General features: G+C 59.1%; 30 protein-coding genes. 28 read left to right on the forward strand and 2 right to left on the reverse strand.

Features of this window, described 5'->3' with window-relative positions; translation table 11 throughout:
* The first annotated feature begins 3 nt into the window (after positions 1-3).
* From POF45_RS01040 to POF45_RS01160, 25 genes are all read left to right on the forward strand, one after another.
* Entirely contained in the window at positions 4-480 is a 477-nt protein-coding gene (locus POF45_RS01040; RefSeq protein ID WP_259494425.1) for a DUF2280 domain-containing protein, read from the forward strand.
* A complete protein-coding gene (locus POF45_RS01045) occupies positions 455-1,777 on the forward strand; it encodes a phage terminase large subunit family protein (RefSeq protein ID WP_282314798.1) in 1,323 nt (440 codons plus the stop codon). Before POF45_RS01040 ends, POF45_RS01045 begins: the two co-directional genes overlap by 26 nt.
* Positions 1,774-3,189, forward strand: coding sequence for a DUF4055 domain-containing protein (locus tag POF45_RS01050; protein ID WP_282314799.1), 1,416 nt, complete (start codon positions 1,774-1,776; stop codon positions 3,187-3,189). Before POF45_RS01045 ends, POF45_RS01050 begins: the two co-directional genes overlap by 4 nt.
* The gene (locus tag POF45_RS01055; protein WP_282314800.1) at positions 3,164-4,249 is read left to right on the forward strand and encodes a minor capsid protein; all 1,086 of its coding nucleotides are present in this window, start codon (positions 3,164-3,166) and stop codon (positions 4,247-4,249) included. The genes POF45_RS01050 and POF45_RS01055 overlap by 26 nt, the downstream gene beginning before the upstream one ends.
* Positions 4,250-4,331: 82 nt before the next feature.
* The gene (locus tag POF45_RS01060; RefSeq protein WP_282314801.1) at positions 4,332-5,060 is read left to right on the forward strand and encodes a hypothetical protein; all 729 of its coding nucleotides are present in this window, start codon (positions 4,332-4,334) and stop codon (positions 5,058-5,060) included.
* Between the two features lie 12 nt (positions 5,061-5,072).
* Positions 5,073-6,038 carry a major capsid protein gene (locus tag POF45_RS01065; RefSeq protein WP_123580849.1) on the forward strand — a complete coding sequence of 322 codons (966 nt, stop codon included), beginning with the start codon at positions 5,073-5,075 and terminating at the stop codon, positions 6,036-6,038.
* A gap of 46 nt (positions 6,039-6,084) precedes the next feature.
* On the forward strand, positions 6,085-6,657 hold the full coding sequence (locus POF45_RS01070; protein WP_282314802.1) for a hypothetical protein: 573 nt from the start codon (positions 6,085-6,087) through the stop codon (positions 6,655-6,657).
* A gap of 62 nt (positions 6,658-6,719) precedes the next feature.
* Positions 6,720-7,223, forward strand: coding sequence for a DnaT-like ssDNA-binding protein (locus tag POF45_RS01075; protein WP_282314803.1), 504 nt, complete (start codon positions 6,720-6,722; stop codon positions 7,221-7,223).
* A 38-nt stretch (positions 7,224-7,261) separates the two neighbouring features.
* Positions 7,262-7,510, forward strand: a complete 249-nt coding sequence (locus tag POF45_RS01080; RefSeq protein WP_282314804.1) for a hypothetical protein — start codon at positions 7,262-7,264, stop codon at positions 7,508-7,510.
* 50 nt (positions 7,511-7,560) lie between these two features.
* Positions 7,561-7,926, forward strand: a complete 366-nt coding sequence (locus POF45_RS01085) for a hypothetical protein (protein WP_282314805.1) — start codon at positions 7,561-7,563, stop codon at positions 7,924-7,926.
* The gene (locus tag POF45_RS01090) at positions 7,923-8,576 is read left to right on the forward strand and encodes a hypothetical protein (RefSeq protein ID WP_282314806.1); all 654 of its coding nucleotides are present in this window, start codon (positions 7,923-7,925) and stop codon (positions 8,574-8,576) included. The genes POF45_RS01085 and POF45_RS01090 overlap by 4 nt, the downstream gene beginning before the upstream one ends.
* Entirely contained in the window at positions 8,573-8,989 is a 417-nt protein-coding gene (locus POF45_RS01095; protein ID WP_282314807.1) for a phage tail terminator-like protein, read from the forward strand. The genes POF45_RS01090 and POF45_RS01095 overlap by 4 nt, the downstream gene beginning before the upstream one ends.
* A 70-nt stretch (positions 8,990-9,059) precedes the next feature.
* Positions 9,060-9,716 carry a phage tail protein gene (locus tag POF45_RS01100; RefSeq protein ID WP_282314809.1) on the forward strand — a complete coding sequence of 219 codons (657 nt, stop codon included), beginning with the start codon at positions 9,060-9,062 and terminating at the stop codon, positions 9,714-9,716.
* Between the two features lie 9 nt (positions 9,717-9,725).
* Complete coding sequence (locus POF45_RS01105) at positions 9,726-10,112, forward strand: phage tail assembly chaperone (RefSeq protein ID WP_282314810.1); 387 nt, start codon at positions 9,726-9,728, stop codon at positions 10,110-10,112.
* Between the two features lie 14 nt (positions 10,113-10,126).
* The gene (locus tag POF45_RS01110) at positions 10,127-10,429 is read left to right on the forward strand and encodes a DUF1799 domain-containing protein (RefSeq protein WP_431978598.1); all 303 of its coding nucleotides are present in this window, start codon (positions 10,127-10,129) and stop codon (positions 10,427-10,429) included.
* Entirely contained in the window at positions 10,426-13,665 is a 3,240-nt protein-coding gene (locus POF45_RS01115; protein WP_282314811.1) for a phage tail tape measure protein, read from the forward strand. Before POF45_RS01110 ends, POF45_RS01115 begins: the two co-directional genes overlap by 4 nt.
* Positions 13,666-13,668: 3 nt before the next feature.
* Entirely contained in the window at positions 13,669-14,010 is a 342-nt protein-coding gene (locus POF45_RS01120) for a phage tail protein (protein WP_282314812.1), read from the forward strand.
* Between the two features lie 11 nt (positions 14,011-14,021).
* Complete coding sequence (locus POF45_RS01125) at positions 14,022-14,774, forward strand: phage minor tail protein L (RefSeq protein ID WP_282314813.1); 753 nt, start codon at positions 14,022-14,024, stop codon at positions 14,772-14,774.
* A 2-nt stretch (positions 14,775-14,776) separates the two neighbouring features.
* A complete protein-coding gene (locus POF45_RS01130) occupies positions 14,777-15,532 on the forward strand; it encodes a C40 family peptidase (protein ID WP_282314815.1) in 756 nt (251 codons plus the stop codon).
* A gap of 421 nt (positions 15,533-15,953) precedes the next feature.
* Entirely contained in the window at positions 15,954-16,553 is a 600-nt protein-coding gene (locus POF45_RS01135; RefSeq protein WP_282314816.1) for a tail assembly protein, read from the forward strand.
* 58 nt (positions 16,554-16,611) lie between these two features.
* The gene (locus POF45_RS01140) at positions 16,612-20,478 is read left to right on the forward strand and encodes a TipJ family phage tail tip protein (protein WP_282314817.1); all 3,867 of its coding nucleotides are present in this window, start codon (positions 16,612-16,614) and stop codon (positions 20,476-20,478) included.
* On the forward strand, positions 20,478-20,774 hold the full coding sequence (locus POF45_RS01145; protein WP_282314818.1) for a hypothetical protein: 297 nt from the start codon (positions 20,478-20,480) through the stop codon (positions 20,772-20,774). The genes POF45_RS01140 and POF45_RS01145 overlap by 1 nt, the downstream gene beginning before the upstream one ends.
* Positions 20,775-20,782: 8 nt before the next feature.
* The gene (locus tag POF45_RS01150; RefSeq protein WP_282314819.1) at positions 20,783-21,508 is read left to right on the forward strand and encodes a hypothetical protein; all 726 of its coding nucleotides are present in this window, start codon (positions 20,783-20,785) and stop codon (positions 21,506-21,508) included.
* A 58-nt stretch (positions 21,509-21,566) separates the two neighbouring features.
* Positions 21,567-22,346 (forward strand): phage tail protein, encoded by a 780-nt coding sequence (locus POF45_RS01155; RefSeq protein ID WP_282314820.1) that lies wholly within the window; start codon positions 21,567-21,569, stop codon positions 22,344-22,346.
* A 374-nt stretch (positions 22,347-22,720) separates the two neighbouring features.
* Positions 22,721-23,050, forward strand: a complete 330-nt coding sequence (locus POF45_RS01160) for a phage tail protein (protein WP_282315984.1) — start codon at positions 22,721-22,723, stop codon at positions 23,048-23,050.
* Between the two features lie 128 nt (positions 23,051-23,178).
* Here POF45_RS01160 and POF45_RS01165 read toward each other — a convergent pair whose 3' ends face one another.
* The gene (locus POF45_RS01165; RefSeq protein ID WP_282314821.1) at positions 23,179-24,165 is read right to left on the reverse strand and encodes a BstA C-terminal domain-containing protein; all 987 of its coding nucleotides are present in this window, start codon (positions 24,163-24,165) and stop codon (positions 23,179-23,181) included.
* Positions 24,166-24,312: 147 nt separating this feature from the next.
* Here POF45_RS01165 and POF45_RS01170 point away from each other — a divergent pair, with 147 nt between their 5' ends.
* The 3 genes from POF45_RS01170 (at position 24,313) to POF45_RS01180 (ending at position 25,761) form a co-directional block, all read left to right on the forward strand.
* On the forward strand, positions 24,313-24,846 hold the full coding sequence (locus POF45_RS01170) for a glycoside hydrolase family 19 protein (RefSeq protein WP_282314822.1): 534 nt from the start codon (positions 24,313-24,315) through the stop codon (positions 24,844-24,846).
* Positions 24,843-25,352, forward strand: coding sequence for a lysis system spanin subunit (locus POF45_RS01175; protein ID WP_282314823.1), 510 nt, complete (start codon positions 24,843-24,845; stop codon positions 25,350-25,352). Before POF45_RS01170 ends, POF45_RS01175 begins: the two co-directional genes overlap by 4 nt.
* Positions 25,353-25,530: 178 nt before the next feature.
* Positions 25,531-25,761, forward strand: a complete 231-nt coding sequence (locus tag POF45_RS01180; protein ID WP_282314824.1) for a hypothetical protein — start codon at positions 25,531-25,533, stop codon at positions 25,759-25,761.
* Here POF45_RS01180 and POF45_RS01185 read toward each other — a convergent pair.
* Positions 25,758-26,459 carry an SOS response-associated peptidase gene (locus POF45_RS01185; protein ID WP_282314825.1) on the reverse strand — a complete coding sequence of 234 codons (702 nt, stop codon included), beginning with the start codon at positions 26,457-26,459 and terminating at the stop codon, positions 25,758-25,760. The genes POF45_RS01180 and POF45_RS01185 overlap by 4 nt on opposite strands.
* Positions 26,460-26,477 lie beyond the last annotated feature (18 nt).

The raw sequence follows: 26,477 nt of genomic DNA on the forward strand, positions 1-26,477 counted from the left end.
CATATGGCAGTACTACGAAGCGAGGTCAAAGCCTTCATCGTTCAGGCGCTGGCCTGCTTCGATACGCCATCCCAGGTGGTAGCAGCGGTCAAGACAGAATTCGGAATTGAGATCACTCGACAGCAGTGCGAAACGCACGACCCTACGAAGTATGCCGGGCAGAAGTTGGGCAAGAACTGGGCTGACCTGTTCCATGCCGCCCGCAAGCGATTCCGCGAAGAGACAGCGGATATCCCGATCGCCAACCGCGCTTACAGGCTGAGGGGATTGGGTCGAATGGCCGAGAAGGCCGAGAACATGCGCAACCTGGCGCTGACCGCTCAGCTTTATGAGCAGGCCGCCAAAGAAGTGGGCGACGTCTACGTGAATCGCCGGATCGAACCTGAAAAACCCCTGGGCTCCCAGGCGGACCAGCAGCACGCAGTTGCTGAGTACACCCTGGAGCCTGATGAGAATGTCCCGACTACCCCGCACCTATGACCCGCCGGTAAAGCTGACGCCGAAGCAGGCGAACATTTACTGCTGGGGGTTTCAGCCTGAAGCACGCTTTCGTGATGCTGTGTGTGGTCGCCGGTTCGGCAAGACGTTCCTGGGCAAGGCCGAGATGCGCCGAGCGGCCCGTCTTGCTGCTGAGTGGGGCGTAAGCGTTGAAGATGAAATCTGGTACGGCGCACCGACCTTCAAGCAGGCCAAGCGTGTGTTCTGGCGGAGGCTGAAACAGGCCATCCCAGAAGCCTGGCGTTCGCACCGCCCCAACGAGACGGAATGCTCAATCACGCTGAAGTCAGGTCACGTCATGCGCGTGGTTGGACTGGACAACTACGACAACCTGCGGGGCTCTGGTCTGTTCTTCGTCCTGGTGGATGAGTGGGCGGATTGCCCATGGGCTGCATGGGAAGAAGTTCTGAGGCCGATGCTTTCGACCTGTCAGTACACGATTCCGGGTTTGGGGGTGCGCAAGGGTGGTCACGCGCTGCGCATTGGAACCCCGAAAGGCTTCAACCACTGCTACGACACATACCTAGATGGTAAGCCTGGCGGCGAGCCAGACCACAAGAGTTGGCAGTACACATCGCTGCAGGGTGGCAACGTACCCACGGAGGAACTGGATGCGGCCCGTCGCAAGATGGATCCCCGAACGTTCCGGCAAGAGTATGAGGCCGGCTTCGAAAACTATGCGGGCGTCGTCTACTACACATTCAGCCGTGATGAGTGCCGTACCTCCGAGCGAATCAAGCCCGGCGAGGCCCTGCACATCGGTATGGACTTCAACGTCATGAAGATGGCGTCAGTCGTCTATGTCGTGCGCGACGACCTGCCGCTGGCTCTGGATGAGTTCCACGGGGTGCGCGATACGCCGGAGATGATCGAGAAAATCAAAGCCAGATTCCCGGGCCACGCAGTTGCGGTCTATCCCGATGCCAGCGGCCAGAACACCAGCAGCAAAAACGCCAGTGAGTCGGACCTATCGCTGCTGAAGAAGGCCGGCTTTACGGTGATCGTTGATTCGACAAGCCCGGGCGTCAAAGACCGGGTCAATTCAGTCAATTCCATGTTCCTGAACGCCTACGGCGAACGCCGCCTGAAGGTGAACATCGATCAGTGCCCTCAGCTCACCTTGTGCCTGGAGCGACAGACATACACCGACAAGGGTGAGCCGGATAAAGATCCGAAGAAGGGGCACGACCACATGAACGACGCTGCCGGCTACTTCATCGCCAAGCGTTATCCGATCAAAGCGATCGTCACTTCTATCAAAATGGGATACGCCCGATGAGCAACGACGTCTCCTTCAAGCGGGCGGACTACATCGAAGTGCTAGACCGCTGGGCAACCGTCCGCGATGTCTGCGCCGGCCAGCACCGGGTGGTATCGCGCCTGCCGTACATCAATGCACACGACAAGTCGCCCGAGAACGTGGACCGGAACAAGGCCTACCGCGAGCGAGCTGTGTTCAAAAACGCTACGGGACATACCCGCAACGGTTTGCTGGGCCTGGCCTTCCACAAAGACCCGACGCTGACCGTACCGAAGAAGCTGGAGTACTTGCAGGACAACGCCAACGGTTCCGGCGTGAGCATTTACCAGCACTCCCAGGGCACGCTGGAAAAGGTGCTCGAGGCGGGCCGTCACGGTCTGTACGTTGACTATCACCAGGACGAAGGCGCCGGCGGGCACTCGGTGATCCTGTCGTACTGCGCCGAGGACATCATCAACTGGCGCACCGGCATGGTGAATGGCCACAACGTGCTGACTCTGGTCGTGCTGCGTGAGATGTTGGAGATTGAGGACGGCTTCGGGTTCAAGGCTGTCGAGCAGTTCCGCGAGCTTGCTCTTGAGCCGGACGGTTTCGTTTGTCGGGTTTGGCGCCGATCCGGCCCAAGAGGTGGCGGGCCGCTTGAAGTCACGAAAGAATTTGCCCCGAAAGGGGTCACCGGGCGCCTCAAGGAAATCCCGTTCACCTTCGTCGGGGCACAGAACAACGACCCGACCATCGATGAGTCGCCCTTGTACGACATCGCAATGATCAACCTGGGCCATTACCGCAACAGCGCCGACTATGAAGACAGCGTCTTCTGGTGTGGCCAAGCGCAGCCATTTATCTCCGGGCTCGATGAAAACTGGCGCGACCACATGGAGAAAAACGGCGTCTACGTCGGCTCTCGGGCGCCAATGTTGCTGCCTGCAGGTGGCGCTTTCGCCTATGCGCAGCCTTTGCCGAACACTCTGGTCAAAGAGGCCATGGGCGACAAGAACCAGATGATGATCGAGCTGGGCGCCCGCATGGTTGTGGCGTCACTGTCGTCCAAGACGGCAACCGAGGCGCGCGGCGATCAGTCGGCATCCACATCGGTGCTGGCCGGCTGTGTGGCCAACGTCAGCGAGGCCTACACCCGAGCAATCATCTGGTGCGGCCAGTACATGGGCGTTTCCGACAAAGTCGCGTACCAGGTCAATCAGGAGTTCGTCGAACTGACGGCTGATCCGCAAATGATCACAGCCTTGGTTGGCCTATGGCAGAACGGCGGGTTCGCGAAGGCGGATCTGCGGTCCTACCTACGCAAGCTGGGCTTGATTGCACCGGAGCGCACCGACCAGCAGATCGACGGCGAGCTTCAAGAGCAGGGCGATGGCCTGGGCCTGGATGATGAGGTAACACCGAATGGCAGCAAACCAGGCAATCCTTGATGCCACGATCCGCCACGCGGTCTTCCTCGAAAAGCTGAAGGCGGGAGAGGTCGGCAAGTTCGCGCCGTTTCTCAAGGAGATTGACCGGTCGATCCGGGACCGGCTCACCCAATCAGATCTGACTGAGTACAACGTCAAGCGCCTGGAGGCGCTGCTGAAGGAGGTCGACAGCCTGCTGCTGGGAATCTTTGACCGCTACAGCGTGCAGCTGAACCTCGACCTGATCGACATTGCCAACTACGAAGCTGAGTTCGAGGTGACGAGTTTGGCCAGGTCGGCGCCGGTCGGCGTGTCACTGGACGTTGCGGCGCCGACGGCGGCGGCCATCAGGGCGGCGGTGCTGACGAACCCATTCAGCGTGCGCGGCACCGGCGGCGGCAAGCTGCTGAAGGCGTTCATCAAGGGCTGGAGCAACGCTGAGCGCGAGCGCGTCACTGGGAAGGTCCGGCAGGGCTTCTTCGAAGGGCAGACGAACTTCCAGATCATCCGCAACATTCGCGGTACCAAGGCGGCAGGGTACAAAGACGGCATCCTGGCCACCACCAACCGCAATGCCAGCACGGTCGTGCACACGGCGATTCAGCATGTTTCGTCCCAGGCGCGCATGGAGGTGGCCAAGGCCAACACGGATATCGTGGCCGAAATTGAAATGGTCGTCACGCTGGACAGCAAGACCAGCCAGCAATGTCGCTCTATGGATGGTCGCCGATTCCCGGTTGATTCCGGGCCAAGACCGCCGTTTCACCCGAACTGCCGCACCACGTTCATATTCCTGACCAAGCTGAGCGAGATGTTCGCCAAGGGCGCTACGCGGGCTTCGGTCGGTGCTAATGGCCCTGGGCAAGTCAGCGCGAGCCTCGACTATTACCACTGGCTCCAGCAGCAGCCGGCGACGTTTCAGGATGTGGCTATCGGCCCGATGCGGGCAAAGCTGTTTCGCGAGGGCGGGCTGAGCGTCCAGCGCTTCGCCGAGCTGCAGCTTGATCGCAACTTTGCACCGCTGACCCTGGCGCAGATGAAGGCTTTAGAACCACTCGCATTCGCTAAGTCCGGAATTTGATCAAACACTTTCAATCAGCCGCCTCCGGGCGGTTTTTTATTGCCTGCGAAGCGGGCAACACATACCCAAGGGGTGCATCAACGTGGCAGAAGAAAACGAAATCGACCTGGACAACCCGGCAATCAAGGCCGCTATCGCGACTGCCGTTGAAGCCTCCGTTACCGGGCTGAAGTCGAAGAACACTGAGTTGCTGGGCAAGCTGAAAGACACCGCTGGCAAGTTGACCCAGTTCGAAACCCAGTTTGAAGGTATCGACATCGACGCCGTCAAAGGACTGCTGAGCCGTGCCGGCCAGGACGAAGAAACCAAGCTGCTGACGGAGGGCAAGGTGGACGAAGTTTTCAACCGGCGCACGGAGCGACTGCGTGCCGATACCGACAAGCAATTGAAGGCCATCACCGTGCGCGCCGAGAAGGCAGAAGCCTTCGCCGCCAAGTTTCAGGGCAAAGTCCTGGGCGACTCAGTGCGCGGCGCAGCACTGAAGGCCGGCGCTCTGCCGGAAGCAACCGACGACATCATCCTGCGCGCCAAGGGCGTGTTCTCACTGAACGAAGAGGGCGAAGCGGTCGCTGTTGATGAGTCTGGAGAGACCATTTTCGGCAAAGACGGCAAAACCCCTCTGACCCCGCTCGAATGGGCGGAATCTCTACGCGAAAGCGCACCTCACCTGTGGCCAAGGGCTTCAGGGACACAGGCCCCGGGCGGGGGTGGCGGCCAGGCTGCATTCAAACGCTCCGAAATGACCTCCGAGCAAAAGCGCGACTACCAGCGCAAGCACGGCCAAACCGCATATCTGCAACTGCCCAAGTAAGGGGAATTAGTCATGGCAACAACCACTAACAGTGACCTGGTCATCTACAACGACGAGGCACAAACCGCGTACCTGGAGCGCGTTCAGGACAACCTGGACGTGTTCAACGCATCGTCCAACGGCGCTATCGTTCTCGACAACGAGATGATCGAAGGTGACTTCCGCAAGCGCGCTTTCTACAAAATCGGCGGATCGCTGGAGCATCGCGACGTCAACTCCACCAGCAAGGTGACCGCCAAGAAGATTGGCTCTGGTGAAGCGGTAGGCGTCAAGGCTCCATGGATGTACGGCCCGTACCAAACCACCGAAGAGGCGTTCAAGCGTCGTGGTCGTCCGGTCGAAGAGTTCTCCCAGATCATCGGCGTCGATGTGGCTGATGCCACCCTGGAAGGTTTTATCCAGTACGCCACCGCCGCTCTGCGCGCCTCCATCAGCTCCAACGCCGGCATGGTGGTTTCGGCCAATATTGAAACCGACGGCAAGAAGACCCTGACGCGCGGCATGCGCAAGTTTGGCGACAAGTTCGGCCGCATCTCTCTTTGGGTCATGCACTCCAGCGCCTACTTCGACATCGTCGACGAGGCGATCACCAGCAAGATCTACGAAGAAGCAGGCGTTGTGATCTACGGCGGCCTGCCGGGCACCCTCGGCAAGCCAGTACTGGTGACCGACACCGCGCCTTCGGACGTGATCTTCGGCCTGCTGCCAAACGCCGTGGTGATCACCGAGTCTCAGGCCCCCGGTTTCCGCTCATACGAAGTGAACGACGAAGTGAACCTGGGTATCGGCTATCGCGCCGAGGGCACTGTCAACATTGATGTGCTGGGCTACAGCTGGAAGGAGTCCGCCGGCGGTGCAAACCCAACGCTGGCAGCTGTCGGTTCGGCAGCCAACTGGGCCAAGCATGCTGGCAGCGACAAAGTCACTGCCGGCGTGATGATCACCCTCACAGCCACCCCGCCGGTAACTGGCGGCTAAAACTCATCCAGGACAGCGGCCAGCAATGGCCGCCACGGAGATTTCCATGGAATTGATTTATTCCACCCAGAGTTCTGGCTTTGACCCAGACAAGCGCTATCGGAACCCGCAGCACTTCGATCACCCAGAAGCGGGCGTGACGGGTGTTGTCGTCGTGGGCGTGTGGCCGAAGGTGGTTGAAGCCTACGAGAATATCGGTGTCGAAGTGACGGCGATAGAAGCTGAGTCGCTGCAGGTGCTGGTTGTCGACTCGGGCGCTGACAAGGCTGAACTGGAAGCGCTGATCGGCAAGCTGCGCATCGAAAGCGATACGGTTCGGGTTGTAATCGACGGCCTCGACGCCGGCGAGATTGAAAAGCCTGAAGCCGGCGAGCTCGCAATCCGCCTGTATCATGCGCTCGACGGCATTCGCCTTCAGATGGCTGATCTGGCCAGCGCGCGCGATGATCTCGCAACGGAAAACCAGACGCTGCGCAACGAACTCGCTGAGCTGAAGGTGGGCGAGGGCGTGGAAGTCGAAGCCATGAAGGCTAAACTCGACGCTGCCGGCGTACCTTACCGGGCCAACGCCTCGAAAGAATCCTTGGAAAAACTCGTCGCTGATCTACCCAAGGCGTAATACTTCCGGCTGCCGGTAATCCGGTGGCCAATCATTCAAAACTCAATCCAGCGAGTTGATCCATGACACTCATCATCGAGGACGGCACCGGCAAGCCAGACGCCGAAAGCTACGCGAGCGCCGAAGACCTGGCCATGTACGCAGTGAAGTTCGGCGTGGTCATTCCTGTCGATGTCGTCGCGCAGGAAGCGTTGCTGCGCCGGGCCGCCTTGGCAATGGATGGCAAGACCTGGAAGGGACAGAAGACGGATAGCGATCAGGCTCTGGCCTGGCCGCGCCGAGGCGTTCTGCTGGACCAGCAGATCAAGCCTGACAACTATCTCCCGGCGCGAATCCAGTACGGCCAGATGGCTCTGGCTGCGGAGATTCATCAGGACGATATTGACCCGTTGGAGAAGCGCAAAGGTGCGGTTCTGCTGGATCGCGTCGAGGGGGCGGTGACGCGGCAGTACGCTGCAATCCCAAACACCAGTAACAGGCTGTTGCCGGCTGCGCCTGATAGGCCCAGCACCACGCAGTTTGCGGATTACTTACAGTGGCGCGGGTTGTTTGCTGTTCGAGCTTGATGGTAGCGTCTGCGCTTTAATTTGAAAGGATGCGACTGATGAGTGCCTTAGCTCAAAGAATAGTTGAAGACATAATGAAACAGGTCGAAGACGGTGATTTACGGGAACCAGGTCGGCGGACTATTAGTTACTCATTCACTCTCACTGATCCTGAAGAAATTAAAGCCGGACCTGAAATTTATCGACTGTTTGATCAGCGTCTGAAGAGTTATTTCAGTAGCGCAAAGATCACATCGAAAGGATATGGCGCTGGCGGCTACAATATCGTTGCCAGGGTCGATCGATAGAAAGAATTCTGCCCAGCCATCGAGCTGGGCTTTTCACATCTGGAGCCACCATGGCCTTCTACGACGAAATGGCCGTGATGGCTCTGGAGATGATCACAGAGTTCGGCCAGCCCGTGACCATTCGGGCCGTCACTGTCGGCGAGTATGATCCGGACACCGGAACGGCACCCGAAACCATCGCCGAGCAGACTGCTCAAGGCATCTTGCTCGACTTCACCGGCCAAGACTTCCAGAACAACAGCCTGATCAAGGTTGGTGACAAGAAGCTCAAGATCGCCGCACAGGGGCTTGAATGGGTGCCCAATCTGCTGAACAAGGTCATCGTCCAAGGCCGCACCTGGTCAATCGTCCCGCCTTTAAAAGAGATCAACCCGTCCGGCACCCCGATCCTGTACGAGCTGCAGGTTCGGTCATGAGCAAATACGCAGGCCTCAACGGCAGCTTTGCCGAGAACATCCGCCAGTTTGCTGAACAGGCCCAGGCCGGGCTCGACGCCACTTTCCGCGAAATCGTGATCGAGATCGGCAGCAGCGTGATCCGCATGTCGCCGGTGGGCAATCCCGAGATCTGGACGGCGAACGTTGCGCATCGCCAGGCCAATACGGCGGCGGCTGATGCCTACGACTTCAAGGTGGCCGTGCGCAATACGGTCATCAACCTGACCGACAGCAACTTCAACAAGGCCGGCCAGCTGAAGCGCGGCGTGAAGTACGCCAAGCCGCTGACCAAGACTGAGCGCGACCAGAACTTCAACGTGAACGGCCTGGTCGCCGGCAAGGGCTACGTCGGCGGGCGGTTTCGCGGGAACTGGCAGTTTTCTATCGATGCCCCGGCCGAAGGCGTCCTTGATCAGATCGATCCGGCAGGTGGCGTCACGCTCGCGAAGTTGAAGCTGCAGGTCGAGCAACTGACCATGGGCCAGACCGCGTACATCGTGAACAACCTGCCGTACGCCGTGCCGCTGGAATATGGGCACTCCAGACAAGCACCTGGCGGGATGGTCCGCATCACCTTGGCCCGCTTCCAGCAGATTGTTGATGAAGCCATCAGGACGCACCAGGTATGAGCCACAATTTAATCGCCTCAATCTACGAGGCCAAGCTGATCGCCTGGGCGAAAACGCTACCGGTGCCGCTGAAGGTCGTCGTCGAGAATGAGACCTACAAGCTGAAAGACAGCGAGACGTACCTTAAAGCCTTCACTCTGCCAGGCGACACAGCGAGCAACACGCTCGGCGGCGACCACAAGCTGTACACAGGCGTGTTTCAGGTCAGCATCGTGACGCCTTCGGGTAAGTATCGCGGCGCCGCCGGCGCGCTGGCTGACCAGATCGCCGCACTGTTCCCACTGTACGAGCGGAACACCAAGGGGGCTCTGACCGTGGTGACCATGAGCCCGGTAGACCCTGGCCCCGGCATTCCCGATGACACCACGTTCACCGTGCCCGTGTCGTTCATGTACCGCGCTGACACCAATTAAATCGCCCATTGGGCAAACCCAGAACCCGCCGTTGAGCGGGTTTTGTCATTTCTGAAAAGAGGAAACCCCCATGGCCGGCATTCAAATGCCCAACGGCGCAACCTTCGAAATTGCATCTGCCTACGGCACCGCAATCCCATTCACCGCGCTGACCAATGCGAACCCGGCGGTAGCCACGGCGGCTGCACATGGCCTGGCAGAGGGCGACATCATCGCGGTTAACTCGGGTTGGACGCGCCTCGACGGCCGCGCCATTCGGGTTGCCGATATCGCCAGTGGCACCTTTGCGCTGGGCGGCGTGAACACTACCAACGTTCAGCAGTACCCGGCGGGTTCCGGCATTGGTTCAGCGCGCGAGGTGACTTCGTTCACCGAAATCTCGCAAATCACCGAACTGAACTCCACCGGTGGTGACCAGCAGTTCCTGACCTTTGGCTTCCTGGCTGACGACGATGATCGCCAGATGCCGACCACGAAGAACCCAATCACCCTGACCATCACGGTCGCTGACGATCCGTCCAAGCCCTATGTCGATGTCTGCGAGGCTGCGGACGACGACAAACAGGCACGAGTTCTGCGCCTGAACCTTCCCGGTGGCAGCAGCATCATCTACAACGGCTACGTGTCGATCACTTCGACTCCAACCATGTCGCGCAACAACCTGATGACCCGCGTCATCAGCATCGCGCTGACTGGCCGTCCAACCCGCTACAGCGCATCGGCGTAAGGAAGGCTCATGGCAAAGTCCAAGTTCACCCTGGCACGGAATCCGACCTTCAAAACCGATGTCTTGCTTCCTGATGTGGGCGGCGATCCTGTTCCTGTCGGGTTCGAATTCAAATATCGCGACCGAATCGAGTTGGCCAGCCTCTACGCCGAATGGGGCGAGCGGCACAAGGCCCTGTCGGAGCAATCCGAAGTGGTGGGCATTGAGCAATTCACGGCCTTGTTGATTGATCTCCAAGTCGAACAGCTCAAGGCCGTTGTGGCTGGCTGGGACATCGGCGAAGAGTTCAACGACGAAAACCTCCGCATCCTGGTCCGCTCAATCGCTGCCACTCCGAGCGCGGTACTGGCTGCCTATTCCGAGGCGTTCTGCAACGCTCGCCTGGGAAACTCCTAAGCGTCTCACGCAAGCTGTACGAACCCGGACCATCGGCTGAAGCGCTGGCGGCCTTCGGGCTTTCTCTTCGCGACTTGCCCGAAGAAATCTGCGAGGTCTGGCCAGATGTCTGGCCTGCCTTTCAGGTCTTCGAAGCCATGAGCACCCAGTGGCGTACAGGGGCGTGCGGCGCTACCGGCCTGGATTACACGTCAATCCGCGATGTCGCCGGTTTCCTCGGTTTAACCCGGGCCCAGGTCACCGATATTTTCCACGATCTCCGCGTTATGGAGGCCGAAGCCCTGCGGGTGATGGCAGAGCAGAGGGGCAATAAATGAGCACCACGTTCGCGTCTCTCGGCATCGAGGTCAATTCGTCGCAAGCGGTCAAGGCCGCTGACGATTTGGACAAACTGGTCGATTCGGCGGTGGACGCCGAGAAGGCAATCGACGATCTCGGCAAGACCGGTTCCGAGTTGGCCGACACCGGCAAGAAGATCGTTCAGGCCGAGAAAGAAGTCGCCCAGGAGATCGATAAGTCGACCGGCGCCACGCAGCGCCAGGCCGATGCAAGACGGAAGTCAGGCGCAAGCGCAACCAGTGAAATCGCGATCATCAGTCAGCTCGACAAGGCGATGTCCGGCAGCATTGGCAGCATCGAGCAACTGACCCAGGCAGAAGGCTTACTTGAGCGCGCTCGCAAGGGCGGCCTGGTCACGATTGAGCAGCAGGAGGCGTACCAAGACCGACTCGGCAAAGCCTACGACAAGATCGATAAGGCTGAAGCTAAGGAAATCGCGCAGAAACAGAAGCTGATCGACGCGGAAAACCGCCAGATCGAGGCGCTGAAGCGCACGGTCAACGGTATCGACCCGGTGACCGCGAAGCTGGCCAAGCTGGAGGCGCAGGAAAAAGCAGCTCATGAGGCTTTTCGGCTTGGCGCAATCGACGTTGATGCCTATAACGTGGCATTGGCCAAGGTTGGTAAGGACCGGGCCAGCATGGGCGAGGCGGCCAGCGCATTCGACAAGTTGAAACTCGGCACGCGCCAGGCGCAGGAAAACGTCGTTCAACTCGGTAACGCGTTATCGTCTGGTGACTGGGGTAGCGGCGTGCGCGCCGTGGCTCAGCTGGGTGCTGGCGCAGGAGCTTCGGCCGCTGGGCTGCTTGCCGTGCTGGCGCCTCTGGCTCTGGCCACTGCCGCAGTTGGTGGTCTGGCCTATGCCTATTACAAGGGCAGTGAAGAGCAGGATGCATACAGCAAAGGCCTGATTCTCACCGGTAATTTTGCCGGAGTGAGCGCTGCACAGCTCGGCGACATGGCACGGCAGGTCAGCGCTACAAACGGCACTACCGGTGAGGCGGCGGCATCGCTGGCCAAGCTGGCGGCGAGCGGGGTTGTCGCCGGCGGCAGCTTCAAAGAAATTGCGGATGCTGCTGCAGCAATGGAGGACGCCACAGGCAAGTCGGTAGACGCCACCGTCGCGGAATTCGTCAAGATCGCAAAGGACCCGGTGGGTGCCGCGAAAGAGCTGAACGATCAGTACAACTTCCTCACTGCTGCGGTCTACTCGCAGATCGTGGCATTGAAGGAACAGGGCGACACCGTCGGTGCTGCCGACCTGCTTACCAAGACTTACGCCGATACGATTCAGGAGCGATCGCGGCAGGTCACTGACAATCTTGGGACGATTGAGAAAGCTTGGAAAGGGATAAAGGATGCGGCTGCCGATGCGCTCGATGCGACGCTGAATGTTGGCCGTGCGATGACCTTGGAGCAACAAGCCCAGGTCATACGCGATCGGCTGGCAACCAATAAGGGGCGGGGCGGGCGAGCTGCGGCACTTGGACTTGAGACAAGAGACACCGCGAAGGACCAGGGTGACCTGACTTACCTGGAGCTTCAAATCGATGCCGAGAAAGCCCGTAACGGCTACTTGGGCGATCGAACCCGAATCCAGAAAGAGGGCGTCGACGCTGAGCAGCGCCTGAAGCAAATCAGCGATTCCAACCTTTCCAATGCCGAGAAGCGCGACAAGCTGACCAAGGCTTATCTGCGCGACGTCGAAGCCTTGAGAAAGGCCAACCCGGATGACCCGAAAGTCCAGGCCGACTATGTCGCCAAGACACTTCAAAACATCAAGGACAAAAATAAGGATCCAGCTGCAGCAGCAGGCAGTGTCGACCTGAGCGGTTTCAACGACGCCAAAAACCAGCTCGCCTCGATCGTGGCCGAATACAGCAACGCCCAAAAGCAGCTCGATGCAGCGCAGAAAGCCGGCCTCATCTCACAGGCCGAGTACGCTCAAAAGCGTGACGGCCTGATCGGCAACGAACGGGATGAGGTCACAGCAGCCTACGAGGCCGAGATCGCGGCGCTGGAGGCAGTGAAGAACAAATCCAGCACCACGGCAGCGCAGCGCATTCAACTGGATCAGAAGATCGCTGATGCGCGCACAGCGATGGTCAAGGCGCAGAAGGATGCCGACAGCCAGCAGGGAGTGCTGGCCACCGCCGAGAAGGGCCGACTCGACAAGCAGACATACGCAATCAGCCAGTACGTAGCAGCCCTTGGGCAGCAGCAGAAAGCGCTGGAGCTGGCCGGGCAGCGCGCGGTCAACGGCGTGGGGCAGGGTGATCGGCAAAATGCGCTCAACGGCGAGCTGAACAGCCAGCAGGATCGGTTTGCTCAGCAGGCACTGGATCTGGAAAACCAGCGCTCCGACCCGTCGCGGAATATGTCGGACGAGGAATTCACCCACAAATCGCAGGCGCTCGCCGACGCAAACAAGAAAGCCACCGACCAGATCCGGCAGAACTATGCCGACGTCGAAGCGGCGCAGGGTGACTGGACCAAAGGCGCGACATCGGCCTGGGCCAATTACCTGGACTCGGCGCGGAATGTTGCCGGGCAGACCAAAAACCTGTTCGGCAACGCCTTCAGCTCGATGGAAGACTCGATCGTCAACTTCGCCATGACCGGGAAGCTGTCGTTTGCGGACTTCACCAAGTCGATTCTGGCGGACATGGCGCGTATTGCTACACGGCAGGCCAGTTCGGCGTTGCTCGGCAGTTTGGTTGGCGCGGCGACGAGCTATTTTACAGGTGGCTCATCGGCGGGCTCGACGCAAGCCGGATACACCGGTACGGATCTGTCGAACTTCACGCCCGGGAGCGTCCAGGCCAATGGTGGTGCATGGTCCGGCGGCGTGCAGATGTTTGCCAACGGCGGCGCCTTCACCAATGGCGTGGTCAATACGCCGACATCGTTCGGTATGGCTGGCGGTAAAACCGGTGTCATGGGGGAGGCTGGGCCAGAAGCAATCATGCCGTTGACTCGGACTGCTAGCGGCGCGCTCGGTGTTCGGGCGCTCGGCGGCGGCTCGGGCGGCGGCACGACCATCAGCGTGCAGGTCGTGGTGGCCAGCGACGGCTCGACCAGCTCTAAAACCGATGATCCAGCTTACGAGCAGTTTGGCAAAGACCTGGCTGACTTCGTCGACCAGCGCTACCAGAAACTGGTGAGCCAGGACCTGCGGCAAGGCGGAAAAATCAACCGGGCCATCAAGGGGTGAACTATGGCAATTGAGCGATTCACCTGGCCGACAGAGAAGGGTGTGGCTGGCGAGATCAAACAGCGCACCCGGACCAAGCAGTTCGGCGATGGCTACAGTCAGACGGTATCGGACGGCATCAACAATGAGCAGCAGTCCTGGCCAGTCAGCTTCACGGGCAGCGCAGCGAAGATTAAGGAGATCATCGACTTCTTGCGTCGCCACAAGGGAGCGCAAGCATTCTTGTGGACGCCTCCGCTCGGCGAACTCGGCCTATACAAATGCCCCGCCGGCTTCCAGCCATCACACAAAGGCGGCTCGGTTTACACCCTGACCGCCACCTTCGAACAAACCTTTCACCCCTGAGGTAATCCCAAATGGCATTGATCGCGGACATCCAGAAACTGGAGCCCGGCGGGGAAGTGCGGCTGTTTGAAATCGACGGCACGGAATACGGCGCCGATGTGTTGCGCTTCCATGCCCACGCGATCCCGCACACGCCGGAGGAGCTACTGGCCTACAAAGGTTCGCCTGACGAGCTGCCGGCGAAGTCGATTATTTGGCAGGGAGCCGAGTACGCGGCCTGGCCGGTGCAGATTGAAGGCATCGGCGCGGACAGTAACGGCAGTGCCACCCGGCCGACATTCATGGCTGGCAACGTCAATGGGCGGATCACCGCTCTGTGCCTGGCTTTCGATGACCTGCTGAAGTTTCAACTGACCGTTCGCGAAACCCTGGCCCAGTACCTGGATGCGGCCAACTTTCCCGAAGGCAATCCGACGGCAGACCCAACCCAAGAAGCGTTGGAAATCTGGTTCATTGACCAGAAGACCGGTGAAGACGGCGAGTTAGTGCAGTGGGAATTGTCGTCCCCTGGCGAGATCGACAATCACGGCCTGCCTGGGCGCCAGATGACGACCTACTGCCACTGGGCGATGACCGGTGGTTTTCGTGGGCCAAACTGCGGCTACACCGGCGGCGCGATGTTCGATGACGACGACAACCCCACGGATGACCCCAGCAAGGACCAATGCAAGGGCGGGCTCAAGTCCTGCAAATTGCGCTTTGGCGAGAATCAAGAGTTAAGTCATGGGGGGTTCCCCGCCGTATCCCTCATTGCTAGGAGCTGACCATGCGCAAGCACATCCTGAGCGCGATCCAGGCTCACGCAGCGGCCGAGTACCCGAAAGAGTGCTGCGGCCTGGTGCTAGGTATTGGGCGCAAGCAGCAGTATTACCCGTGCCGGAATATCGCCGCCGAGCCGAACGAAGAGTTCCGGATTGACCCGGAGGACTACGCGGTAGCGGAAGACTTGGGCGAGATCATTGGGATTGTCCATTCGCACCCAGACGCGAACAGCAGACCGTCACCGCGCGACCTGGCCATGTGCGAGGCCACGGCCTTGCCCTGGCACATTCTGAGCTGGCCCGAAGCGGATCTGCGCACCATCGTCCCGACCGATAGCACGCCCCTGCTGAATCGACCGTTCGTGCATGGCGCCTGGGACTGCTGGCAGGTCTGCGCGGATTGGTACAAGCGTGAGTGGGGGCTGGAGTTCGAAGCCTTCCAGCGCGCCGACGGCTGGTGGGAGAGCGCAGAGAACGCCAGCCTGTACGAGGCCAACTACGATGCCGCCGGCTTCTTTCGAGTTGATCAGCCGCAGCGCGGCGACATGGTTGTGATGGAAGTAGGGCGGACGGTTCATCCGAACCATGCCGGGATATTCCTGGGCACCGAGCCCTCGCTGCCGGATGAAGATGGCGCGACGTTCGGGCCTGGGCCTTTCCTGCTGCACCACCTGTACGGTCGGCCCAGCGAGATCATCGTCTTCGGTGGGCCATGGATGGACCGGGCACGCCTGATCCTTCGACACAACAACGCTCAGTGATACAGTCACCCCTTTAAGGACGAGGAAGAGTCATGCGGATTTTGATAGGGGCTGTGGCTGTGACGGTTTTGGCGGGCTGCTCGTCAGTTTCTTCTCTTGAGGAGAGGAGGCCTGAGTTGTCCGGGTCGACGACGAAATCACCTGCGGCGTACGCAAAATGTCTAATGCCAAAGTGGCAAGAAATTAATGCTGCAACCACCTCAACAGAAACAGAAAAGGGTTACAGATTGCTGCTTAATCTGGATTATGTTGGAGCGGCAGCGCTGGCTAACATTGATCAAACCTCTAGCGGCTCGCAGATTCAAGTATACAAGTCTAGCGCTATTATGGGCGGGAGATGGGTTGAAGCAGCCCGTTACTGCTTATAAGTCACGCTCACAAGACCGCCTTCGGGCGGTTTTTTATTGTCTAGAGAAAATTTATGACCGCTATTGCAGCCGACTATCAGCCAGTAACAACAATCAAACTTTATGGCGCTTTGCGGCAGTTCGGTCGGGAGTTCAAGTTATCAGTCAGAACGCCGGCAGAGGCCGTCAAAGCTTTGTGTGTTCAGGTTCCGGGCTTCGAGCGCTTCATTTCTAATGCAAAATCCAGGGGTTTAGAGTTTGCCATCTTTCGCGGATCGAAAAATCTTGTGGAGAAAGAGCTGTGTTACGGGGGGGGTGGTGAAATTCGGATCGCTCCGATCCTGACAGGTAGCAAGAGGGCAGGTGCAATTCAGACGGTGATTGGAGTGGTACTCATCGTGGCTGGATATTTACTTGCGGGGCCCACTGGTGGTGCGAGCCTCGCCCTAGTGCCGGTCGGTATCTCAATGGTCGCCGGCGGCGTAATTCAAATGCTCAGCCCCCAACCCAAAGGCTTGAAGACCAGTGCTGCGCCCGAGAATACACCTGGATATGCATTTGGTAGTGCAAAGAACACAACAGCTTCCGGCAACCCGGTCCCGCTCTGTTACGGCAGGCGGCGGATAGGCGGGGCTATCATCAGTGCTGCGATTTACGCCGAAGACCGGATGTAGCCAATTTTCGAACACGACAGCTGCCCATGTGGCGGTTTTTTATTGCCTGGAGATAAGCATGAGCGCAGCACAGCAGCTCGATATTTACGGCGCCAAGGGCGGATCGGATAAGCCAAAGAGCCCAACCGAAGCCACCGACAGCCTGCGCTCGGTGGCTATGGCCAAGATACTGATCGCGATGGGTGAAGGGGAGTTTGCCGGTTACCCGACCGCACGGGACATTTACCTCGACAACACGCCCTTGCAAGATCCTCAGGGCAACATGAACTTCCCCAATGTGAAGTGGGAATATCGCAATGGCTCCATCGAGCAGAGTTACATCCAGGGTATTCCCTCGGTAGAGAACGAAACGAGCCTGGGTATCGAGCTGCGCAGCGGCACGCCGTGGGTTCGTGCAATCAACAACACCGAGCTATCAGCCGTGCGGCTGCGTTTCGCCTGGCCAGCCCTGCAATCGGTCGATGCCAGCGGTAACGTGAATGGCTACCGCATCGAGTACAAGGTCGAACTGGCTACTGACGGCGGCTCCTATCAACAGGTGCTGAGCGAAGCAGTGGACGGCAAGACCACTAGTACCTATGAGCGTACTCGGCGCATTGATCTGCCGGTGGCGACCAGTGGCTGGCTGATCCGCGTGACTCGTCTCACGCCAAACCAGAACAACAACAAAATCACCGACACCATGCAGATTGCCGGTTTCACTGAGGTCATTGACGCGAAGCTGCGCTATCCGAACACAGCGCTGCTGTATATCGAGTTTTCGGCGGAGCAGTTTCGCAACATTCCTGCGGTGACTGTCGATACGAAGCTAAAAAAGATGCCGGTGCCGAGCAACTACGATCCGGACAGTCGTTCCTATACCGGCATCTGGGACGGCACCTTCAAGCAGGCTTGGACGGACAATCCTGCCTGGGTCACTTACGACATCACCATCAGCGACCGCTTCGGCCTCGGCCGCCGCATCAAGCCGTGGCAGGTCGATAAGTGGGAGCTGTACCGGATCGCCCAGTACTGCGACCAGCTGGTACCCGACGGAAAGGGTGGCCAGGAGCCGCGCTTCATCTGCAACCTGAACTTGCAGGGCAAGGCAGACGCCTGGTCGCTGTTGCGGGATATCTCAGCTATCTATCGCGGCATGACTTACTGGGCCCAGGGCCAGGTCTTCTCGCTGTCGGATATGCCGCGCGCCACGGACTTCGACTTTGCCTATACCCGGGCGAATGTCATCGACGGCAAGTTCACCTACTCCAGCGCGTCGGAGCGCACCCGCTACAGTCGCGCGCTGATCAGCTACGACAACCCGGCGAACAACTACGACACCGACGTCACCGCAGTGACTGACGCCAAGTTGCAGCGGCGCTATGGCGACAATCCGCTGGAGATTAGCGCGATCGGCTGCACCCGCGAGTCGGAAGCGCAACGCCGGGGCAAGTGGGCATTGCTCACCAACTCCAAGGATCGCGCGGTCACCTTCCGTGTAGGTCTCGATGGCCGCATCCCGCTGCCCGGCTACGTGATTCCGATTGCTGACGAGCTGCTGGCTGGCCGTGCAATCGGCGGTCGTATCTCGGCGGTGGCCGGACGCGCCATCACGCTGGATCGCGACACGCAGGCCAAGGCTGGGGACCGGCTGATCCTGAACCTGTCCAATGGTAAGTGCGAAGGCCGCACCGTGCAGTCCGTGGCGGGCCGCGTGCTGACCGTCACCGTCGCTTACTCAGCGGCGCCAGAGCCTGAGCTCGTTTGGGCGCTGGATGCCGACGACCTGGCCGTGCCGCTGTACCGGGTGACCAGCGTGTCCCGGCCAGAGCCCGGCGTGTTCGAAATCTCGGCCGTCCAGTACGACCCAAGCAAGTTTGCTCACATCGACACCGGCGCGCGCCTGGAAGAGCGCCCGATCAGCGTCATCCCGATCACCGTTGTACCGGCGCCGGCCGGCGTCACCCTCACGTCGAACTCGGTCGTATCCCAGGGCCTTGCTGTCGCCACCCTGACCATTGCCTGGCCAGCGGTGAACGGCGCGGTGGCCTATGACGTCGAGTGGCGCAAAGACAGCGGCAACTGGATCAAGCTGCAGCGTGTCGGCACGACCAGCGTGGACGTGGTTGGCATCTACGCCGGCGCCTACCTGGCCCGTGTCCGCGCCGTCAGCGCCTTCGACATCTCGTCGATCTGGCGCAGCTCGATGCTGACCAACCTCAAGGGTAAGGAAGGCCTGCCGCCGGCGGTGTCGTATCTGAAAACCACCAGCAAGGTCTACGGCATCGGGCTCGAGTGGGCTTTCCCATCTGGTGCGGAAGATACGCAACGCACGGAGATCTGGAACAACAAGGTCAACGACCTGGCCACCGCCGAGAAGCTGGCCGATTTCGCCTATCCGCAGGCGAATCACGATATGCAGAACATCGTGCCTGGCACGAGTCTGTTTTTCTGGGCGCGCCTGGTAGATCGCACTGGCAACGTCGGGCCATGGTTCCCGGCGGTCAACGGCATCAACGGCCAGTCGAGTTCTGATCAGTCCGAGTACGACGAGTATTTCAGGGACAAGATCGGCAAGGGCGCGCTCTACCAAAGCCTGCGCGAGGAAATTGAGCTGATCTCCGGCGATGGCCCCGAGTCGGTCAATGAGCGGCTGAAAGAGGCCAAGGCGGAGCTTGAAGGGCTGCTCGGCCAGATCACTGGTGCCGAGGCCTACGATCCAGAGAAACCGTATTCAGCCGGCCAGTTCGTGCGCCAGGGCGAGCATCTCTACCAGGCGATTGACGCCGTGCCGGCCGGCATCACGCCGCCGAACGCTGCGTACTGGAAGGACATCGGAACAATCCTGCAAACGACCAACGCGCTCGCCCAGCAGGTGGCGTTGGTGGCAACCAAGATCGAGGAGATTGACGGCCAGATCGTTGCGACTGCTACCTCGGTCGAGGCGCTGCGTTCCGCTGCTCGGGGTGATGATGGCGCGGGCGATCTGGCTGGGGCGGTGAAGGGCTGGCAATCGACCGCAGATATCGCGGTCGAGAGGCGCACACGCGCCACGGAAAACGAGGCGATGTCGCAACAACTGACGACGCTCGGCGCGCAGGTCGGCGAAAACAAGTCCGGGCTGACCGTGCTGGAGCAGGTGGTGGCGACGAATCAGGAGACGGCGGCCACCCAGGTAACGCAGCTCAAAAGTGAGATCGCCGCTCAAGCAGACGAGATTGCTGGCCAGGCCCTGGCCATTACCGGCCTCGACACCAAGGTCACCAGTCTGGACGGGCAGGTCACGGCGCAGTCCTCGAGCAACGAATCACTGCGCGCCTCCGTGCGTGGCGACGACGGGGCCGGCGATCTGGCATCTGCCGTAAAGTCCTGGGAGTCAACGGCGAGTTTCACCGCCGAGAAGCGCGTTCAGGCCACGGCCAACGAAGCGCAGGCCAGAACGTCGGAGTTGTTGCAATCCAGCATCGGCCAGACCAACGCCTCGGTTCAGCAGGTGAGCCAGACGCTGGTCAACGTCAACGGCAAGGTGTCGGCCATGACTACCATCAAGGCCCAGACCATCGCCGGTGGGAGGAAAGTGGTCGCGGGCCTGTCGCTGGGCTCCGATGGTGAAACGTCGGAGTTTTTGGCCTTCGCCCAGCGCTTCGCTGTGGTGGATGAGGTGTCCGGTCAGATCGTAACGCCGCTGGTTGTTGAGGGCGGTCAGGTGTTCATCAATGCCGCACTGATCAATACGGCGTTCATCAAAGAGCTGGTGCTCGGCATGACGCTTCGGTCTGCGGCCCTGAACTCTCAAGGGCTGCCGCTGCTGGAAATCAACTTGCCGGCCGGGACGTTGACGCTTCGTGGACAAACGGCTGATGGCTCGATGTTGCTCAACAACTACGGGATGTTTGCCTATGACGGCAATTACGTGGAACGCGCTGCGTTCGGGAAGATTGGTTAATGGCTTACTACGGGGCAAGGACAAGAAACGCAGCAGGCGCAGTAACGCTCGACACTTCAACGATGACGGTCCGATCCATTTTGACGAAGCAAGTGACCGTTCCCCCCATCACCAGTGACTTCACCAGCTTCATCAACATGCCGGAGATCACCGCGCAGTCGTTTGTTTGCGTGACGCTTGCCAATCAAACGAGTAGAGGGGCGGTACTCCCTTCGGTTTTTTGGTCGACCGGTCAGCTCAGGGTCAGGCGTGGGCAGGGCATTGTGCTCAATGTGTTTATCCTGACCTATCAATAGGAGTGGTCATGACTTACGGCTTCAGGTCACGCAATGGACTGAACTTGTTCCAGATCGACAGCGAAAACAGAGTTTTGAACGTAGCCGCGTCGGGTAGTTACACGATCGGCAAACCAGCCTGGGCGCCGAAGACAATTACTCAGGCAGTGATTACATACCCGGCGCCAATCACAACCACGGAAGCCCCCCATGTATTCCTCAATCCAACGAACCAGGGCATGTACCACACGCTGATGCACACCGGCGGCCCCGGTAACTGGACCGGGTTCTACTTCTTGTTGCAGTTGATGCCGCCATTTAACGGCTCGGATTGCAGCGGCAAATGGTTGGTGGCGACATTCAGCTCTACATCGCCCCCGAACCAGTACGACCTTCGGCTGCGCAATGCGGCAGGTGAGCAGATATTTGTCGGCGCCGACAACTTGCTGCTGATGACCGGATTCCCGGTCAATGAGGGGTGGTCACACGATCGCCGTGGCCAATCGCAGTCCGGTGTGATGTGGAGCGGCTTTCAGATGCCGTGGACTGGCTCGTTTGATGATTACTTTCTTGCCTCCACCTTGCTGGGTGGGAAAAGCAATAACGGCAACACCACGCGTGAAACGCCCTGCGGATTTCATGCCGGAGTGCGCAACACCTTGAATGGCTACATGGGTGCGCTGATCGGGACGGAAACGGGCTTCGACAAGAACGGCAGAACCACATTCGCAGCCAGGCCAATGCGGCCGCTGTAAAACTGAAAATTACCCAAGGCCCGCCCAGTGTGGGCTTTTTATTGTCTGGAGGAAACCCATGGCTTCCTGGTTCACAGAAGGAAATGTAGCCGTCACCAACGGCTCAACAGTCGTCACTGGCACCAATACCAAGTTTTCCAACTGCCGGTCGGGTGATATGTTTGTAGGGCCTGACAGCGCTATTTATCAAGTGACCAATCCGTCGAGCGATACAGCGGTGTCAATCTCACCGGCTTATCGCGGCGCGACAACGGCAGGGGCGGTGTACGGCATTGTGCCTGTGAATGGTTACCCCAAAGCGCTGGCTGATGCGGTCAATCAGATGGTTCAGCAGTGGGGCTCGACACTGGCTGGGCTGGGAGCGGTCTCGACTGAAAATGTCGTTCCCATCGCGAAAGGTGGTACGGGCGCGACGACGGCAGCGGCAGCAAGGGCAGCGCTTGAGCTGAAGAGAACCGCCATCACCGATATCGTCGGCACGGTGGCTCAGTCGGGCGGTGTCCCGACCGGTGCCATTATTGAGTCAGGCAGCACCTCCACCGGTTCCTACACCAAGTTCGCTGATGGGACGCTGATCAGTATTATTAAAAATGTCGGCCCTTTTCCTGTTGCGGCAAACGCTGCGACGGTAGTGGGTCCTTTTGCAGTCCCTGTGGCGTTCGCGAGTGGGGATTTCTTTTGCTATGCCGTAGCCGCCCCCTCCGCAACCAACGATACGTCCGGCGTGGTCAGCGCGTACTCGGTATCGCAGACCAGTATGTCGTTCGTGTACAGGAACGGCCCGGTTGGGCAAAGCATCGTTAATTTGAAAATGTTGTGTATAGGGAGGTGGTTCTGATGCGGATCAAATTATGGCCGACGCGGTGCGATGATGTTTTGCGCATCGAGAAGCGTGGCGACGTGCTGACAGTGAATGGTGAGGTATTTGATTTCACCCGGCTCGCCGACGGCGGCACGCTGCCGGGTGGTGCCGTCTCCAGCAGGTGGTTCATGGGCGACATCGATAAGGTGGACGGGGAAATCAGGTTGGCCATGTTCCTACCGATCCCGGCGAACTACACCCAGGAGCAGGCCTTTCCGGCGCCTCTGGAAAATGTGCCCGATGGCGCAGTAAGGCTTCCGCCGTCGCCGGTCGATACGCCGGCGCCGGAGTGGGCACCCGTGCAGGGAGGTGTTGGTGCAATCAACTGGGCTCTGTTGGTCACCGCTGAAATGAAGGCGGAAACGACGGCAGCGGCGCGACTGGCTGAGGCCAGAACAGAGCTGGCTGCCAAGAACGCAAGGGCCGTGGTGCAGATTGCGCGCATTCAGGACCGTGTCGACACCCTGGGGTACGGCATCGATGCCGGTGAGGCGACTGAAGAGGACGAGGTGGAGCAGGCCGCGTTGCTGCTGAGTCTGAAAGCCTGGAAGGCCTACAAGTTTGCCCTGGGCAAGGTCACCGCCCAACCGACCTGGTACGCCGCACCGGTATGGCCGGCCGAGCCGGACGCTCCGGTGATCGCCGCCGACCCTGAAGTTCACGCTGCCGATTTGATGTAGCGCGTCGAACTCGCACAACGCACCTGCCATTGAGCGGGATTTTTTTGCCTGACGATTGATTAATCTTCAGCTATTAGGTGTGAGGCATCTCGGAGTTCAGCCTCACACGTTGTGGAAATACGGAAATACTACTTTTTGGATTTTTGGGCCTCAATCCTCTTGTCCGAAAATACCTCAATGGCTTTGTTCGCTATTGCAGGTGTTACAGTCCCTTTTTTGATTTGGCCAAGAAGGTACGTCGGAAACTTGCTAGAGAGGTAATGCCGGACCAGCCACGCCCTGAACTCTCCGAGAGCTGAATCAGGATATGCGAAAGACGGCTGAGGGTTGCTTTTGGCCTGTGGATAATACAGGGGGTACTCGTGATCGTACTTTTGTCGCTCTCCATGAGTAGATTGGAAGTCCATCGTTTTCCAGTAATCGCTCCAAGCCTTTCCGACAGATATATCAGGCACTACCCGGTCACTAATTAGAATACCTGCCCGTATCATTGGCACTATCATTACGGCGATTTCTTTGAAAACACTGAAGTATCCAAACTGTACCGAGCTTACAGTCATGTCCATGCGGTCGTGAAAGTGCCTCCAGCTATCTAGCATCTTCTGCTCTGGAGAGTAGCCTACCGCCGTATAGATCAGAGTTCGGAACGTCTCTCGCGCAAGTCTTCGAAATGCATTTACAGCCTCAGTTCGAGGCTCCTTTGTGACGAAGGCGTAATACTCCAATAGAGCCATGCAGACTGGCTCGGTATATGCGTTTACTTCAGAGCCATTCATCTCTGACTTGAGATAAAGTCCAGGCTCTAGATAGTTTGCCTGTTCAAGCATTTGGTTTATTGCACTGCCTCGATCCTTTAGCTTTTCATCTGGCCAATTAATAGCAAGCCGATTCAAGACTTTTCGATCGATACCGCACATCCGCGCCAAGCCGCTTTCAGTTAGGTAGGGGATTCCGTTCTCGAGAACGCCCATTTCGACGCCATCAATCTCGATTTGCTTTTCGACATGGAAAAGCTCTGTCTGCAATGGGGGTGGGCCTAAACCTCCATGTTTATCAGCTAAGCCATTGTTTTTATTATGTATTGATCCGGGACCTGAAACCAAATCCTTAGCCATGCCAACGCTCCCTGTGGGTTGTTATTGATGGCGCCTTTGTAAGCGCCGAGTCACATCGTCCCACAGATAATGGCCTCTCATCTATCGCTTACAGATTTCAGCTATTCAAGCGCCCGCCAAGTGTGGGCTTTTTCGTTTGGAGAAAGTATGCCCATCACGCAACAGCAGCTACAACAGATCCTCCCGAACGCCGGCGCCAAAGCCGGCGTTTTTGTTTCTGTCCTGAATACCGCGATGCAGCGCTACCAGATCGTGGGTCTCCAGCGGGTCGCCGCGTTCATTGCTCAGGTTGGTCATGAGTCTGGCCAGCTCCGTTACGTCCGTGAAATCTGGGGGCCGACCGCGCAACAGGCCGGGTACGAAGGCCGCAAGGACCTGGGCAACACCGCGGCGGGGGACGGCTCCAAATACCGTGGGCGCGGCCTGATCCAGATCACCGGCAGGGCCAATTACGCGGCCTGTGGTGAAGCCCTGGGCCTGGACCTGATCAAGCAGCCTGAACTGCTGGAACAACCGCAGTACGCGTGCCTGTCGGCGGCGTGGTTCTGGGCGATCAAAGGCCTGAACACCCTGGCCGATGCCGGGAGCTTCGACAAGATCACGCAGCGGATCAATGGCGGGCAGAACGGCGTCGTTGATCGAAGGGCGCTGTACGCCACGGCGCTGAAGGTGTTGGCGTGAGTCTCCTGTCATGGAAATTGGCCGGTTTGCTGGTGGTGGTGCTGGTCACCGCCGCTGGCACATGGCAGGTGCAGGAGTGGCGCTACGGCAACCAGCTCGCCGAGCAGGCCAGGTTGCACACCGAAACGCTCAACCAGTTGGCCGTGGCCACCAGGACCCAGCAGCAGGCCGAGCAAGACAAGCGCCTGGCGCTCGAACAGCGCCTGACTGCCAGCGACCAAACCCATCACAAGGAATTGACCGATGCTCAAACCAATCAGGCTCGCCTGCGCGATCGCCTTGCCACTGCTGATCTGCGGCTGTCAGTCCTCCTCGACGCTGCGGATTCAGCCAGTGGCTGTTCAATGCCTGCCACCCCCAGCGCCGGCGGCGTGGTTCATGGAGGAGCGCGCGCCCGACTTGACCCGGCGCATGCTCAACGAATTATTGCCATCACCGACGACGGCGACGACGGAATGATTGCGCTTGCCGCCTGTCAGTCATATGCGCAATCGCTCTCCCGCTGACAGCACTGAACTATTCTGGTGCGTGATCGGCAGCCGATTCATTCTCTGTCTCACCAAACTGAAAAGATACCCATGAACAAACAACTGGCCGGTCTTTCTTTTTTGATAACGCTCGCTTGGGTGGCGGTTGTGTTATTTGTGATGCATTCGATAGCGACTAGCTGACAGAGACTGCATCATGGAACGTATTCTAATGAGCAACAATATGAGGCGAGAATCAGATCGGCTGCTCGAGCAAATTGGTCGAGCTGATTCCATGGTCATTGCCATAAAGGCGGGCATACGGGCAGAGGGCTTTGTCCTCGGCCTTGAAACTGCTGGCTCTTTGGGGGCTGGGGACGCGAACAACCTCAACATCATTTTCGAAGCAGCGCTGGAAAATCGGCTCAAATCGCTGGCCCTGAATTAGAACAAGTCATCGCCTGCACTTTCAATCGACTTGATTAGATCAGGCCCCTCATTTCGCACATTGCCAATGCGCCGGTCCACCTTGAACCACTCGAACGATTCCGTTGGCTCTCCCTGGAGCAGTACCATCTGCTCGGCGCGCTCTTTCGGCGTGTCCGGGTCAAGCCATACGCGGGCCAGCTCAGGCGAAAGCGTCACCGGCCGTCGGTCGTGTATGTCCACCATGCCACCGGCGCTGTCAGCCGTGATGATCACGAAACCATCGTGCTCGCCTGGCGGATGCTCAGCGTTTGGGTATTGGCCGATAGCGGCGCAAAGGATTGGCGTCCGGTCCCGTCGGCGGATCAGGTAGGGCTGCTTCTTCGGGCCGCCTTCGTCCACCCATTCAAACCAGTTGTCGATGGCGATGATTGCTCGGTGCGGCCAGATCGTTCGAAAGAACGGACCGTGGGCGACTTTCTCGACCCTGGCATTGATCGGTGCGGCGCGGTCCTTGGCCCAGTGCGGGCGCCATCCCCAGCGAACCATGTCGGCGTGCAGGTACTGGCCTTCCTGATGGAAGATGGCCAGCTGTGTTGTGGGCGCTGCGTTGTAGCGCTCGAAAGGCTGATCGCCGGTGTTGTTGATCATGGTATTCGGCATGCTCAAGGCTGTAACGAAGTCGTGAATGCCGCTGTATTGCGAGAGTCGTCCGCACACGTTCAATTCCTCCGGCTG

The organism is Pseudomonas fungipugnans (assembly GCF_029955235.1).
Classification (GTDB): Bacteria; Pseudomonadota; Gammaproteobacteria; order Pseudomonadales; family Pseudomonadaceae; genus Aquipseudomonas; species Aquipseudomonas fungipugnans.

Coding starts and splice junctions, on each gene's coding strand:
- POF45_RS01040 (WP_259494425.1), top strand. CDS start 4: ATGGCAGTACTACGAAGCGAGGTCAAAGCCTTCATCGTTCAGGCGCTG.
- POF45_RS01045 (WP_282314798.1), top strand. CDS start 455: ATGTCCCGACTACCCCGCACCTATGACCCGCCGGTAAAGCTGACGCCG.
- POF45_RS01050 (WP_282314799.1), top strand. CDS start 1,774: ATGAGCAACGACGTCTCCTTCAAGCGGGCGGACTACATCGAAGTGCTA.
- POF45_RS01055 (WP_282314800.1), top strand. CDS start 3,164: ATGGCAGCAAACCAGGCAATCCTTGATGCCACGATCCGCCACGCGGTC.
- POF45_RS01065 (WP_123580849.1), top strand. CDS start 5,073: ATGGCAACAACCACTAACAGTGACCTGGTCATCTACAACGACGAGGCA.
- POF45_RS01070 (WP_282314802.1), top strand. CDS start 6,085: ATGGAATTGATTTATTCCACCCAGAGTTCTGGCTTTGACCCAGACAAG.
- POF45_RS01075 (WP_282314803.1), top strand. CDS start 6,720: ATGACACTCATCATCGAGGACGGCACCGGCAAGCCAGACGCCGAAAGC.
- POF45_RS01080 (WP_282314804.1), top strand. CDS start 7,262: ATGAGTGCCTTAGCTCAAAGAATAGTTGAAGACATAATGAAACAGGTC.
- POF45_RS01085 (WP_282314805.1), top strand. CDS start 7,561: ATGGCCTTCTACGACGAAATGGCCGTGATGGCTCTGGAGATGATCACA.
- POF45_RS01090 (WP_282314806.1), top strand. CDS start 7,923: ATGAGCAAATACGCAGGCCTCAACGGCAGCTTTGCCGAGAACATCCGC.
- POF45_RS01095 (WP_282314807.1), top strand. CDS start 8,573: ATGAGCCACAATTTAATCGCCTCAATCTACGAGGCCAAGCTGATCGCC.
- POF45_RS01100 (WP_282314809.1), top strand. CDS start 9,060: ATGGCCGGCATTCAAATGCCCAACGGCGCAACCTTCGAAATTGCATCT.
- POF45_RS01105 (WP_282314810.1), top strand. CDS start 9,726: ATGGCAAAGTCCAAGTTCACCCTGGCACGGAATCCGACCTTCAAAACC.
- POF45_RS01115 (WP_282314811.1), top strand. CDS start 10,426: ATGAGCACCACGTTCGCGTCTCTCGGCATCGAGGTCAATTCGTCGCAA.
- POF45_RS01120 (WP_282314812.1), top strand. CDS start 13,669: ATGGCAATTGAGCGATTCACCTGGCCGACAGAGAAGGGTGTGGCTGGC.
- POF45_RS01125 (WP_282314813.1), top strand. CDS start 14,022: ATGGCATTGATCGCGGACATCCAGAAACTGGAGCCCGGCGGGGAAGTG.
- POF45_RS01130 (WP_282314815.1), top strand. CDS start 14,777: ATGCGCAAGCACATCCTGAGCGCGATCCAGGCTCACGCAGCGGCCGAG.
- POF45_RS01135 (WP_282314816.1), top strand. CDS start 15,954: ATGACCGCTATTGCAGCCGACTATCAGCCAGTAACAACAATCAAACTT.
- POF45_RS01140 (WP_282314817.1), top strand. CDS start 16,612: ATGAGCGCAGCACAGCAGCTCGATATTTACGGCGCCAAGGGCGGATCG.
- POF45_RS01145 (WP_282314818.1), top strand. CDS start 20,478: ATGGCTTACTACGGGGCAAGGACAAGAAACGCAGCAGGCGCAGTAACG.
- POF45_RS01150 (WP_282314819.1), top strand. CDS start 20,783: ATGACTTACGGCTTCAGGTCACGCAATGGACTGAACTTGTTCCAGATC.
- POF45_RS01155 (WP_282314820.1), top strand. CDS start 21,567: ATGGCTTCCTGGTTCACAGAAGGAAATGTAGCCGTCACCAACGGCTCA.
- POF45_RS01160 (WP_282315984.1), top strand. CDS start 22,721: ATGAAGGCGGAAACGACGGCAGCGGCGCGACTGGCTGAGGCCAGAACA.
- POF45_RS01165 (WP_282314821.1), bottom strand. CDS start 24,165: ATGGCTAAGGATTTGGTTTCAGGTCCCGGATCAATACATAATAAAAAC.
- POF45_RS01170 (WP_282314822.1), top strand. CDS start 24,313: ATGCCCATCACGCAACAGCAGCTACAACAGATCCTCCCGAACGCCGGC.
- POF45_RS01180 (WP_282314824.1), top strand. CDS start 25,531: ATGGAACGTATTCTAATGAGCAACAATATGAGGCGAGAATCAGATCGG.